Source organism: Prevotella pallens ATCC 700821, from assembly GCF_000220255.1.
Lineage (GTDB): Bacteria > Bacteroidota > Bacteroidia > Bacteroidales > Bacteroidaceae > Prevotella > Prevotella pallens.
Genome location: NZ_GL982513.1, coordinates 394,172 through 407,321, shown reverse-complemented (window position 1 = coordinate 407,321; position 13,150 = coordinate 394,172). Strand labels below are relative to the sequence as shown.

Sequence of the window (13,150 nt, the reverse complement as noted above, 5' to 3'; positions counted from 1 at the left end):
CGATTTTAAAAAGTTATGTGGAAATGTAAAATGCTTAACAAGTTAAATTTCTATTTGTTCTTTTACTTTTTTCGCAGTTTTTACATTTCTTTATGATGTTAGGTCAAAACAATAAGTATTTAAATTTTAGATGAACGTAATTACGAAAACTCTTCAATTGTCTGATGGAAGAAGCATCACAATTGAAACTGGAAAGGTTGCAAAACAAGCTGATGGCGCAGCAGTAATTAGAATGGGTAACACTGTGCTTTTAGCAACAGTTTGTGCAGCTAAAGAGGCAGTTCCAGGTACAGACTTTATGCCTTTGCAAGTAGATTATCGCGAACAATACGCAGCTGCAGGTAGATTTCCTGGTGGTTTTACTAAACGCGAGGGCAAAGCTAACGATGATGAAATACTAACTTCACGTCTTGTAGACCGTGTTCTTCGTCCACTTTTTCCTTCAGATTATCACACAGAAGTATTTGTTAACGTAATGCTTCTCTCCGCTGACGGTATCGATATGCCCGATGCATTGGCAGGTTTTGCAGCATCTGTAGCTATGCAATGCTCAAATATACCTATCGAATATCCTATCTCTGAAGTTCGTGTTGCACGAATTAATGGAGAATATGTCATAAATCCAACCTTCGAACAGATGAAAGAAGCTGATATGGACATAATGGTTGGTGCTACCAAAGATAATATTATGATGGTAGAAGGCGAAATGGACGAAGTGTCTGAGCAAGATCTTATTAATGCTTTGAAAGCTGCACACGATGCTATTAAACCAATGTGCGAAATTCAAGAAGAACTTGCAAAAGAACTTGGTACAGATGTTAAGCGCGAATATTGCGATGAAATAAACGATGAAGAACTTCGCGAGCAAGTTAAGAAAGAAACATACGATGCTTGCTACGCACAGGCACAAAGTGGCGACGACGATAAGAAACATCGTGAGGAAGTTTACGATAAAATAAAAACAGACTTCATAGAACGTTACGATGCTGCACATACAGAACTCTCTGAAGACGACCTTGAAGAAAAACACGCAGAAATAGAAAGATATTTTGCTGATGTACAACGCGACTCAATGCGTCGTAGTGTTCTTGATACAGGTAAACGAATGGACGGCCGTGCTTGCGATGAAATTCGTCCAATTTGGTGCGAAGTTAATCCATTACCAATGCCTCATGGAAGTGCTTATTTCCAACGTGGCGAAACATTAGCACTTGCAACTTGTACATTAGGAACGAAGTTAGACGAAAAGATGGTAGACAATGTGCTCGATAAGAGTTACCAACGTTTCCTTCTTCATTATAATTTCCCTCCTTTCTGCACTGGCGAAGCAAAAGCACAACGTGGAGTTGGTCGTCGTGAAATAGGACATGGACATTTAGCATGGCGTGGTTTGAAAGGAATGATACCAGAAGATTTTCCTTATACAGTACGTCTCGTAAGTCAGGTATTAGAATCTAACGGTTCTTCTTCTATGGCTACCGTATGTTCTGGTACACTTGCTTTGATGGATGCGGGTGTTCCTATCAAAAAACCTGTTTCAGGAATTGCAATGGGCTTAATAAAAAATCCTGGCGAAGAGAAATATGCTGTACTTAGTGATATTCTTGGCGATGAAGACCACTTAGGCGATATGGACTTTAAAACTACAGGTACTCGCGATGGTATTACAGCAACGCAAATGGATATAAAGTGTGATGGACTTTCATTCGAAATTCTTGAGAAAGCACTTATGCAAGCAAAACAAGCTCGCGAATATATTCTTGATAAAATAACAGAAACAATTCCTGAACCACGTAAGGAAATGAAACCACAAGTACCAAGAATTGAAACTCTCGAAATTCCAAAAGAATTTATTGGTGCTATTATTGGTCCTGGTGGTAAGATAATTCAGCAAATGCAAGAAGAAAGTGGAGCTACTATTACCATTGACGAAGTTGATGGTGTAGGTAAAATTCAGGTTTCTGCACCCAATAAAACTGCAATTGATGCTGCAATGGGCAAAATTAAATCAATTGTTGCCGTACCAGAAATAGGAGAAGTTTACGAAGGTACAGTTCGTTCTATTATGCCTTATGGTTGCTTTGTTGAGATTTTACCAGGTAAAGATGGTTTGCTTCATATTTCTGAAATTGATTGGAAACACTTAGCAACAGTTGAAGAAGCTGGAATAAAAGAAGGCGATAAAATTTCGGTTAAACTTCTTGATATTGATCCTAAAACTGGTAAATATAAACTTTCACACCGTTGTTTGCTCGAAAAGCCAGAAGGATATGTAGAACCTCAGCGTCGCCCACGTGGAGAAAGAGGAGAACGTCGCCAACATCGCGACAATAATCATCGTTCTTAATTGTAGAGAAATATAACCATATATGGTTTTCTTCTTACAAACAAATTACAACTAATTATTTTAAGAACAAATATTAATTTTAAGTTCCACAAATTCTATTGAATTTGTGGAACTTTTATTTATAAGCCTATTTATTTGTTGATGAATTTGTGCTTTTTTGTGGTTAAAAATCAATTTCAAAGCCTGTCTATTTCCTGCCAAAATAGGTTGTGTTCATTATCCGCTAAAATTTTATTTTTTACCCATTATTATTTTCTTCATTCTTTCTTTGGAAGGAAGAAAGTATATTATAAGTATCAAAAACAAAGCTATTGGAGGTGTAAAGCAGAAAAATATAGCTGCAGTTCCAGCTAAATTGAATAATATAGGCGAATAATTAACTTTTATAACAAAAAAGAGCATTATTGCTAACATTGCAATTATAAGTGTAATTAGAAAAAAGATGTGTTCGCTTTTTACATAAGACACTAGTGCAATGTAGTGATATATATCCTTTTTTTGTGCTGATAAGAAACATGGAATTTCTCGTTCATTATCTTGTAAGTGTTTTTGTTCTATACAGCAACCTAAAAATGTAGGACGTTCTTCCTTATTCCAGTAAATACTTTTTAAAAATAAAACTCCATCAAAATTATTAACTTCAAATTCTTTATCAGGGAACTTATCAGATGAAAATTGCATACTGGCTGGAGTAATTTTTCCCCCTTTAGTAAATCTAATTCCAACATCTTGAGTTGGGCATTGCTCATTATTATACTTAATAGGAATATTAACGAACACAACTTCGTTGTTTGTTTTATAACATTCTATAAAAAGAAAGCCTACATAAACAAAGAAGATAAGCCATTGTAGCCCGATAATGCTTTTTTTATAATAGATTGGTTTCATACATTTTTTATCTTTTGTTTTTCTTTGTAACAACATCTGTTACTTTAAATTAGTTTGTGCCCAAACACGAACCGTATTACACCGGTATTTCTCTTGTTTGATAGGACAAAGTTAATGTATTATTTTTATATCTTCTTCTGTTTTGAAAATAAACTGCATTTCTCAAGTTTTTTTATGTCGTTCCACTTCTACAAATCATATAAGGCGTTTCTATATTTTTGTGTTTATTGATAGATACTTGCCGATAATGCTTTTTTCTATAGGCATAGTGCTTTTAAGAATGCTTTCTTTTCTGTATAGACTCGAATAAAAGCAGCGTCTTTCTTTTGATGTTTCTACTATTTCCATTACCTTTGTATGTATAAAAAACGAAGATATGGACAGCAAAGAATTGTATAAACTATACGAACAACACCCCGTAATAACCACAGATAGTCGCAATTGTCCCAAAGGAAGTATATTTATTGCACTGAAAGGAGCGTCGTTCGATGGTAATAAATTTGCAAAAGCTGCATTAGAAAAAGGGTGCAGTTATGCTATTGTAGACGAGAAAGAATATGCTGAAGCAGGAAACGAACATATTATATTTGTAGACGATGCTCTTGTGGCTTACAAAGAAATAGCAAGAGAACACCGCCGTACATTCCAAATTCCTGTGATTGGTATTACTGGAACAAACGGAAAAACTACATCGAAAGAGCTAATTTCGGCTGTTTTGGCAGAGAAATATAATGTATTGCACACAGAAGGCAATTTTAACAACGATGTAGGTGTACCTAAAACCTTGTTATGTTTACGTCCCGAACACGAAATTGCTGTAATAGAAATGGGAGCATCTCATAAGGGAGATATTAAAAAGTTGGTAGAATATGTAGAACCTACCTGTGGATTAATAACAAATGTAGGGCGTGCTCACCTGCAAGGTTTTGGAAGTTTTGAAGGTGTGAAACAAACAAAGGGCGAACTTTACGATTATTTGAAAGCACACAATTGTTTACTTTTCCTAAACGAAAGTAATACCGACCTTACCGAAATGGCTGAACAACGCAATTTTGAACGAATTGTTTCGTATGGTCAAGACGAAACTGCAAATATACAAGGCGAAATTGTAGATTGTGCACCCTTTCTTCGCTTCCGTTGGCATGAGGCTGGAGGCGAATGGAAAGAAGTTCTTACCCATCTTGTAGGTGCATATAATTTAGATAATATGTTGGCTGCCATTGCTATAGGTTTGCATTTTGGCGTTTCAACACAACAAATTTGCCACGCATTAGAAAATTATGTGCCAAGCAATAATCGTTCTCAGCTAACCGAAACACAAAACAACAAACTTATTGTTGATGCCTACAATGCTAACCCTTCAAGTATGGCTGCTGCCATAGAAAACTTCCGATTAATGGCTGTAAAAAATAAAATGGCAATACTTGGAGATATGCGAGAATTAGGAGATGTTACTGCCGAAGAACATCAAAAAATAGTAGATTTGCTGCTTGCAGCAGGCATTACAAATGTGTGGCTTGTGGGCGATGAATTTGGAAAAACCAAAACTACATTCCAAAAATTTAAAGATGTAGAAGAGGTGAAAGCCGAATTAGCTCACAATATGCCTAAAAACCATTATATACTAATAAAAGGTAGTAATGGCACAAAGCTATACGAACTACCAAAATTGCTATAAACAATAGCAAAATAAAAATATAAAGCGTATAAAAAGTTTGCTAACAGTAAATTAAGAAGCAACTTTCTATACGCTTTTCTGTTCATTTATTCCTCTTTCTACCCATTTTTATTGCGGTTCTTTGTAATTATTAAGCAGTTTAAGGTAGAATGTTTTAAAGTCGTTCCACTTATAATAATAAGGAGTAGAAGTCTTAGGCAATGGCATTGTAACTTCTTCCTCGTTAAGCAATGCTTTTATAAGAATATCGGCTTTGGGTTTCTTAGGATTCTTATAAAAAACAAACTGAATATTTGCTGCCATTGGAAATATATGTGCACTGTTCCAACCTTTTGTTTCCAAACTGTCAAGATTAAACACTTGTACATTATAGTTGTTAAGGTTTAATAAACAGGTTAAAGGCATTATCATTGTATCGTGTCCAAAGCGAAGAGTTGCCCCTGGATGTGGGAGCGATAAACATGAATCGGCTTCGGTTATTATTTTTCGTAGCAAATTTCGCTGCGAAAAAGGTTGGTTTCCTCCATTTTGTGGAGCTCCTGCATAATGTAAATACCACCAAACATTAGACCGTTGCCAGAGAGAATATAATTCGTCGGGCGTAAAAATATCGTATAACGATAACGAATGGCGTATTTCAGAATTCTGAACAATACCTGCCAGACTAAACAAATCGCGCACAAATTGTCCAACGTTTATGTTTTTATCTACAAAACTACTATCTGTAAAAAGTCGCGATATTAATGGACGGAAGTTTAAATGTTGCTTATCCCAATCGTTTTGTGCATTTTTCACTTCTTCGGTTTCTTTTTGTAACATTAGTTTTTTATCCGAAAGATTCATATAATACATATCGTGTGCACTGGCATCGCAACGCACTTTTAAACGTGTGTTTTGCCTTATAAGCTCCTGAAGTTCGTTTTCCATCGATAAAATACAACGAATAACAACCGTCGATTTTGCATCTACCCATACAGAATCTTTAAAAACAGAAGGAAAACGCTTGTACATTCTTCTTGCTATTTGCTTGTGTTGTTCTGCTCCTAATGGTGTAAGTTCGCCCCATCTGTTATATGCTTCGGCATACATACGGCGTATTTTTGCTATAGTTTCTTTTCCTTTACTGGTAAGAACACCTATAGAATCGGCTTTTTCTAGTATTTGTAATGGACGTAAATATTGATAATCGTGAATAAGATAACGCGAACCGTGCCTTCCATAATGCGAAATATACACCGGAATATAGCCCGTTGGCGGTGGAGTTAGCTTTCCAGATGGCGTAGGATAAGCAAGATAATTGTTTGCCGAAAGTTCTGGTTTAGCATAAATTTCTTTTTTAAACGATTGTGCTGTTGTGTGTAACGGCAACAAAATAGCCATTATACATAGCAAAATTAAATGTTTCCTCATATCCTTATAGTGTTTATATTGAGTTTATCTAAATGATCAGAGTTTTATTTTTGTATGTTGAATCACTACAGCACACATTGCCTCTTTGTGCAAAGATAGCTATTTTTTTAGCGAATACAAAGAGACGGTGTTAGGAGAATGTGTATTAGAACAAAAAGTTTTGTTTTATTAAACTCAAATGGTTATAAAACTGTACTATCAGCATATACAGTTTACACTATTATTTCCAAAAAGGTGTCGTTTTTTTTATTGGTATCCTACTCACTTTTCTGTCTTTTTACGCATTAAGCCTGCAATATAAAAATATTTCGTATTTGATTTGTTGCATATTTATATGATACAAAAAAAGAGATGCACCATTTCTAGTGCATCTCTAATTCAGTTTCTTTCAATTTCAAAACATTTTTTATGGGTGTGGTTGTGAGCCTCCGCCACCTTCAGGTTTCTTTTTACCTTTTGTTTTGTCGTAAGCAGGAATTTTAAAATACTCAACATCGTGTAATGTTCTGAAATCGACACTTGGTCTAAACAAAACCATAGTTTTTTTAATGTGAGTAGCAGGCTTAAAATCCTCTTCTTTCTCTACAGCTTTCGCAGTAAAAGTAGGACGGAATGTGCCAAGCGGTCCCGCATCTACAATGTTACCTTGCGAACAAAGTAAGTTTAATACAGTTCGGAATTTGTAAAAAACAGCTGCAACATCTGCTTGACTTACTGTGGAACCATCTGCCATAAACTCGCAAAGTTTATCGAAAGTTACACGTTGTTTTTGGCAAACTGCTCTGGCAACATACATTGTTGTGCCTTTTTTGGGTCCAACACCCATTTTTCTTTTTGTAATTGAATAATGCATAAATTGATATATTAAGATTAATAAAAAGTAGCACTTGCTTTTTTTGTCGCACACAAGTGCTTTTTACCGTGCGATGGTGCAAAGTTACAAACTCAATAGCCCCATTCAAAGTAAAAGAGGTATAGTTTTGTGGGTAGTTTTGTGGCAGTCGGTTTAAAAGTGTAGAAAAAGGCATAAATGTTATTGTGTTTCAGCTATTTATGTTTTATAAACTTTTTGTTAAAAAGGTAGTGGGTAGTAGTTTTTTTGTTCGTTTTATATGTATAATATGCTTTTTGTTATCTTAAATTTAATAGCTATTGTGCTCTTTATCAGAGCCTTCACTGTGGTTTACTATCCTTTAATAGAAAGCTTAATAACTAAAATAAGAAACTACGAAAAACTGTGTAGCCTAATCATATTTTCGCATAAGAATATGGTATATAGAAAATGACATGAATTTTATTCCAGCGTTTAAGAGTTTGCACCTTTATAGATGTTAAGAGGCAAGTTTATGGCTGCTTATAATGCACTGCAATTACAGCACGAAAAAACTATAATTAAAAAAAATAATTTTGTAATTAGATTTTTGAAATTTATAATTATAAATCGTTGCATTTTAAATAAGAAAATAAAAAAAATGCAACAATAAAAATTAGCAACAATAGTTTTGTTTGACTTATTGTTTTTACGCAATGCGAAATAAAGTATGTGGGTATTAACAAGAGGCAGAAAAAAACGGTGCATTAAGAAACGTGTTCTTAACACACCGAAATAGGTTTTTGGGGGCTATTTTTCTTCTAAAGAAATTGTTTCTAAATGTTTTTTATTATTCTTGTTCTTTATTTTAAACTTATCGAACCCTTCTCCGAACACACCCATTACTTGACTTTGAGTAACAAAAGCATGTGGATCTATATCGTTTATAAGATGATAAAGGGTTCTTGCTTCGCGCTGTCGGGTAACAACCAATACAACTTTTGTGGTTTGTCCGCTATAATAGCCGTGAGCATCAATAATAGTACAGCCACGATGAGGCGGAGTTTCTACAATTTGTTTACATATTTCTTTATATCGTTCGGAAATAATAAGGAACTGAACGGAACGTCTGCCTGCATTTACCACTTGGTCTAACACAAACGAAACTATAAACAACGAGAGATAACCATAAATAACACGTTCCCAATCTTTCAAAACCAAATAACTTAATGTTACGATAGAAGTATCTACTAAAATTAATACTCGACCAAGGGAAATATCGTGATATTTGTTTACAATAGCGGCTACAATATCAGAACCGCCTGAACTTCCATTATAAGAAAGACAAAAACCTAAACCCATTCCACAGAATAACGAACCTATAAGCATGGCAACAAATGGCTGTTCGTGCATAATTGTAGGGTGTGGAAAATATCCTCGCAAGAAACCTGTAGCAAAAGTCATAACCAACACACCATAAATTGTTTTAACGCAAAAGCGCCAACCAAGTGTTTTTAATGCTACCGTTAATAAAATGGCGTTTAAAACAAAGTAAGTATAGGAAACTGGAATGTTTAAAGCCCAGAAAACAGTAGACGATAAACCTGCAACGCCACCTGTACTAATGTCGTTTGGTAGTAAAAAAATGGTCCAACCAATGCCATACGAGATACATCCGAGGGCTATCATAATGTAATCTATAACCTCGCGATAAAGAACTTTTTTTGAAATAGAAATTTCCATTAATTTAAGTCTATTTATTTTTTGCAAAAGTAGCGATTTATATTGGATAAAGCGACTTATAAGGCACAAAAACATATTTTTTGCCACAAAGAAAACTATAAGCAACATTGCAGAAAAAACTATTTCTCTATTTTAGCATCTGCATTTTTGTGTTTCTCCTCTATTTCTTTTTCTATATTTTTGCGTTCTTGTTCTGCTTTTGTTTCGTTATAGGCACGCAAAATGGGGTCTTCTGTATTAATTCCATCGAACGTTTTAAATATTTCGCGTTGCTTTCTTACATGTTCTTTATCGCGGCGGAGGCGTTTGTCGAGCATTAAACCTATATCAAATTCACGGATATCATGTTTTGGAGCTTTATCCAGTATATCGCGTTTTGGCATTTGTTTAAGTAACTCTCTACCATTCACAATGTGTTTTCCCCACACAACAACTTCGCCAAGCGATTGTTTTTCAGGAAAAAGAAACACGGTGTCTTTTTGTACTTCGGTTTGTGTTAGTGTTTCTGTATGGTATTTTACTTTAGAGAATGTAGCAGTTTCGTAAGCAACAGGAAGATTTATTATGCCACGATAGTCGGTTTTTCCAAAATGTTTTCCATTTACAGCTATAAGCACATCGCGAATGGGTAAATTAGTTACACCATCGCAAACTTGAACTTGTTGAGCACAAGCTATAGTAAGGTGGATTATAAAGATAAATAATAATAAAACTTTACGTTGCATAGCTGTTGGTTTTATAGTTGCAAAGATAAACTTTATATTTGAATTTGTAAATTTAGCTACACACAATTATCTGTAAAATTAATAAACGAAACGAAAGGGTAATAAACTTTTAAGAATTATTTGTTTTGGTGATGCGTTACGAATATGCGCTTACAAATAGAATATAGATTCGTTTCCCATATTAAAAAGTAAATCGAGAATACTAAGATTAGGTTGGAAACCTATTTTAGGTTCGTATACTTGATAATAAGGCATTGGTACAAAATCTTTATCTGCAAGTGGGTGTTTCGGACGTATTACTTCGCGAAAATCAGCATATTCTCCGATGAAATCGTTATTTTTGTTGATTGGTATAAACTCATTCGTGGAGCAGATATTAGGTTGCAAGTCGAGCAATTCGCAAAGTGTATATGTTATTTCTGTATTAAAATCGAAAAGATATTTCCATTTTCTTTCGAAGAATGGGCGAATGTCGTCTTGGTAATATTCAAAGAAAGGGCTTTCGCCGTATGCCGAAAGTAGTGCATTCCAATGTTGGTGTCGCCAATTATCGTGATCGCTAATGCAAACATCGCACATTTCGCATTTTTTATTATCGAACTTTTCTACAGGAATAGAAAGAGTTTGCTGTCCGTTTGCTGTTGCAATAACACATCGATTACGATAAGTTTGCTTTACAAAATGGTCGTGCTGTTCTATTAAACACAAATCGTACCTATTCAGCTTTTGAAACCACTGAATGGGTGCAAAATAAGCAGAGGAAAGTAGTGCAGGAAGCATAAAGAAATTAGAATAAACGAAAAAAATAGCATTGTTGGATAGGTCTGCCTTAGTAGACTTTTTCGAACAATGCTATTTTATATTATTAATGTGTTATTTTATATTATCAACCCAACTAAACAATCGGTTCCACCGTATGCCGCTAAATCCACGACGATCTGGGTCGCTCGACCACCATATAAATAATGGTTTACCCACAATATGGTCTTCTGGAACAAATCCCCAATATCGACTATCGGCAGAATTGTGTCGATTATCGCCTTGCATCCAATAGTAATCCATCTTAAACGTATACGAAGTTGCAGGTTTACCATTAATATATATTTTACCATTCTTTACATCAAGTTTATTTCCTTCGTAAACTTTAATGCAACGCTCGTAAATTGGTAGATTGTCTAATGTAAGCTTAATGCTCTTTCCCTTTGCAGGAATCCAAATAGGACCATAATTATCGCGTGTCCATACTTTCCAACCAAGGTCGGAATTACGTGGATAATTAGAACCTGTATATATATCTTTATCGGTTACAGGACGAATTGCCTTAACTAAACCACGTTGTTTCAATGCATTTACTGCACGTTTTGTGAGCGGCATATAACCATCGTATTGTAAAGCTGCCTGATTTAGCACTGATCCTTGTTCAACATCGAAGCCGTGCAAACGACTAAGACTCTGAATATCTTCGTTGCTTATGCCTAACTCTTTGCGAAAATCGTCGTATCGCTCGCTCATTAAGTCGGCAGCAGTTATATTGTTGAACTTAATTAAATAAGCATATTCTACATTTTCAGGCTCTTTATTTGGTTTTCCATCTAAATATACAATTTTATTCTTTATCTGGAGAGTTTGTCCTGGTAAACCAACGCAACGTTTTACGTAGTTTTCTCGACGATCAGTAGGACGCGATTCAATTTCGCCATACGTAGCCACATTATTCAGAATGTAGTTTCGTCCAAGAGTATATGCTTTATCGTAGAAAGCTCGTTGTTGTAAAGCATTCTTTTTAGTAGCTGCAAGCTTCGGATTTTGTTGCATTAGCAAACTTGTTCCCATTTCGTAAACCATTCTATAATAATCGTCAGCTTGATATTGCGGTTCGCTTACAATAGTATCGCCTGCTGGATAGTTGAAAACAACAATATCGTTCAGCTTAACTTTGCCTAAACCTGGCACACGACGATATTCCCAATGTGGAAATTCTATGTAGCTTTTTATATTAAAGAAAGGTAGTGTGTGTTGTGTTAAAGGCATTGTAAGCGGAGTTTGCGGAATGCGTGGTCCGTAACTTAATTTAGAAACAAAAAGATAATCGCCAGTTAGCAACGACTTTTCGAGCGAAGACGAAGGAATTACATAGTTTTGGAAGAAGAATAGATTGATAAAATAGACTGCAACAAGTGCAAAAACAATGGCATCTACCCAACCCATAATAAAACGAATAGGACCTTCTGAGTTTTTCCACCATTGCCATTTTATTTTCTTCGTAATGTACACATCGTAAATAAAAGGTAACACGATGAGTCCCCACCAGCTTTTTACCCAAAACAAGAAAGCGAGATAGAGTATTGCTACAATAATAAATTTAGCCCACTGTTTCTTTGGGTCGAGCTTTTGCTTTTCTTTATCAATCATTGGTTATAAAATTATTCTTATTAGTTCTACAATGTGAACATTATTTTTTTTAGAATTGAAATAAATCGTTTGTAGATAGCAAACCTTTATGGTTTTTTGTATATTCTGCAGCTAAAACAGCTCCTAAAGCAAAGCCCTTTCTATTGTGCGCATCGTGTGTAATGGTAATTTTGTCGGCATCAGAATCGTAGCATATACTATGAATACCAGGAACTTCGCCTTCACGAATAGAATCAATAGGGAGAACATCAGCAGCCATCTCTTTAGCAGGGATAACCTTACCATCAGCTGTAACTTGTTTTCCTTTTTCCCACTTTGTTTTACGGGCAATATTGGTTAAAATATCCTCTGCCAAAGTAATTGCAGTTCCAGAAGGAGCATCAAGCTTATGTATATGATGCGTTTCTTGCATTGTAACATCGTATTGAGGATAATTATTCATTATTTTGGCTAAATAACGATTTACCGCAGAAAATATAGCTACACCGATAGAAAAATTACTAGCCCAGAATAAAGTTTGTCCACCTTCCGTGCAAAGACGCTCAATATCGGCTTTATGTTCGTGTTGCCAACCTGTAGATCCACTAACAACTTTTACATTGTGTGCGAAAGCTTTTAAATAATTATCATAAGCAGCCGTAGGAGTTGTAAACTCTATAGCGACATCAGCAGTTGCAAAAGCAGGGGAATCAAAATCTTTTTGATTGTCTTTATCTATTTTACAAACAATTTCATGGCCACGTTCGAGGGCAATTTGCTCAATCATGTGTCCCATCTTGCCGTAACCTATTAATGCTATCTTCATTTTGTTTCTCTTTATATCGTTTTATTTCTGCACAAAAGTATTATAGAATAGCTCTTATACCGTTGCAAAGTTAGTGGAATTAGTAGATAAAACAAAAAATATTTATTATTTTTAATGTAATCCATATAACTTACAGAATATTTTTCAGATAAGGAGACTCAAGCATAAATTCTCATATAGTTTTTTAGCCTCAATTTTTAGCATTGGTTTCTAATATTATCTTTTAAGTAACTTATAGTATTACCCTCAACAGCGTTATTCTGTAAAAATCATCTAGCACAGATTCTCAATTGTTGTTTTATCGTATTATCTTTTAAGATTACGATTCTGT

Annotated in this window: 10 protein-coding genes; 2 read left to right on the top strand and 8 right to left on the bottom strand. The window is 35.0% G+C overall.

Annotated elements, in window-relative coordinates; genetic code table 11:
• Positions 1-130: 130 nt before the first annotated feature.
• Positions 131-2,347 (top strand): polyribonucleotide nucleotidyltransferase, encoded by a 2,217-nt coding sequence (gene pnp, locus HMPREF9144_RS01650; protein ID WP_006044072.1) that lies wholly within the window; start codon positions 131-133, stop codon positions 2,345-2,347.
• Positions 2,348-2,578: 231 nt separating this feature from the next.
• On the opposite strand, the gene HMPREF9144_RS01645 is transcribed toward pnp, so the two are convergent.
• Entirely contained in the window at positions 2,579-3,235 is a 657-nt protein-coding gene (locus tag HMPREF9144_RS01645; RefSeq protein ID WP_040595354.1) for a hypothetical protein, read from the bottom strand.
• 376 nt (positions 3,236-3,611) lie between these two features.
• On the opposite strand from HMPREF9144_RS01645, the gene HMPREF9144_RS01640 reads away from it, so the two are divergent.
• On the top strand, positions 3,612-4,913 hold the full coding sequence (locus HMPREF9144_RS01640) for a UDP-N-acetylmuramoyl-tripeptide--D-alanyl-D-alanine ligase (protein WP_006044068.1): 1,302 nt from the start codon (positions 3,612-3,614) through the stop codon (positions 4,911-4,913).
• Positions 4,914-5,021: 108 nt separating this feature from the next.
• Here HMPREF9144_RS01640 and HMPREF9144_RS01635 read toward each other — a convergent pair whose 3' ends face one another.
• From HMPREF9144_RS01635 to dapB, 7 genes are all read right to left on the bottom strand, one after another.
• The gene (locus HMPREF9144_RS01635; RefSeq protein ID WP_040595353.1) at positions 5,022-6,323 is read right to left on the bottom strand and encodes a histidine phosphatase family protein; all 1,302 of its coding nucleotides are present in this window, start codon (positions 6,321-6,323) and stop codon (positions 5,022-5,024) included.
• A 406-nt stretch (positions 6,324-6,729) separates the two neighbouring features.
• On the bottom strand, positions 6,730-7,176 hold the full coding sequence (locus tag HMPREF9144_RS01630) for an HU family DNA-binding protein (protein WP_006044066.1): 447 nt from the start codon (positions 7,174-7,176) through the stop codon (positions 6,730-6,732).
• A 768-nt stretch (positions 7,177-7,944) separates the two neighbouring features.
• Positions 7,945-8,877, bottom strand: coding sequence for a YitT family protein (locus HMPREF9144_RS01625; RefSeq protein ID WP_040595352.1), 933 nt, complete (start codon positions 8,875-8,877; stop codon positions 7,945-7,947).
• Positions 8,878-8,996: 119 nt separating this feature from the next.
• The gene (locus tag HMPREF9144_RS01620; protein WP_040595487.1) at positions 8,997-9,602 is read right to left on the bottom strand and encodes a hypothetical protein; all 606 of its coding nucleotides are present in this window, start codon (positions 9,600-9,602) and stop codon (positions 8,997-8,999) included.
• Positions 9,603-9,752: 150 nt separating this feature from the next.
• Entirely contained in the window at positions 9,753-10,382 is a 630-nt protein-coding gene (locus HMPREF9144_RS01615) for a WbqC family protein (RefSeq protein ID WP_006044061.1), read from the bottom strand.
• A 93-nt stretch (positions 10,383-10,475) separates the two neighbouring features.
• A complete protein-coding gene (locus HMPREF9144_RS01610) occupies positions 10,476-12,014 on the bottom strand; it encodes a S26 family signal peptidase (RefSeq protein ID WP_006044060.1) in 1,539 nt (512 codons plus the stop codon).
• Between the two features lie 49 nt (positions 12,015-12,063).
• Positions 12,064-12,819: a 4-hydroxy-tetrahydrodipicolinate reductase gene (gene dapB, locus HMPREF9144_RS01605; RefSeq protein ID WP_006044059.1), complete on the bottom strand. Its 756-nt coding sequence runs from the start codon at positions 12,817-12,819 to the stop codon at positions 12,064-12,066.
• Positions 12,820-13,150: the final 331 nt, after the last annotated feature.

What these genes read in the sequence shown, in the direction of transcription:
- pnp (WP_006044072.1), top strand. Translation starts at nt 131, where the DNA reads ATGAACGTAATTACGAAAACTCTTCAATTGTCTGATGGAAGAAGCATC.
- HMPREF9144_RS01645 (WP_040595354.1), bottom strand. Translation starts at nt 3,235, where the DNA reads ATGAAACCAATCTATTATAAAAAAAGCATTATCGGGCTACAATGGCTT.
- HMPREF9144_RS01625 (WP_040595352.1), bottom strand. Translation starts at nt 8,877, where the DNA reads ATGGAAATTTCTATTTCAAAAAAAGTTCTTTATCGCGAGGTTATAGAT.
- HMPREF9144_RS01610 (WP_006044060.1), bottom strand. Translation starts at nt 12,014, where the DNA reads ATGATTGATAAAGAAAAGCAAAAGCTCGACCCAAAGAAACAGTGGGCT.
- dapB (WP_006044059.1), bottom strand. Translation starts at nt 12,819, where the DNA reads ATGAAGATAGCATTAATAGGTTACGGCAAGATGGGACACATGATTGAG.
- HMPREF9144_RS01620 (WP_040595487.1), bottom strand. Translation starts at nt 9,602, where the DNA reads ATGCAACGTAAAGTTTTATTATTATTTATCTTTATAATCCACCTTACT.
- HMPREF9144_RS01640 (WP_006044068.1), top strand. Translation starts at nt 3,612, where the DNA reads ATGGACAGCAAAGAATTGTATAAACTATACGAACAACACCCCGTAATA.
- HMPREF9144_RS01615 (WP_006044061.1), bottom strand. Translation starts at nt 10,382, where the DNA reads ATGCTTCCTGCACTACTTTCCTCTGCTTATTTTGCACCCATTCAGTGG.
- HMPREF9144_RS01635 (WP_040595353.1), bottom strand. Translation starts at nt 6,323, where the DNA reads ATGAGGAAACATTTAATTTTGCTATGTATAATGGCTATTTTGTTGCCG.
- HMPREF9144_RS01630 (WP_006044066.1), bottom strand. Translation starts at nt 7,176, where the DNA reads ATGCATTATTCAATTACAAAAAGAAAAATGGGTGTTGGACCCAAAAAA.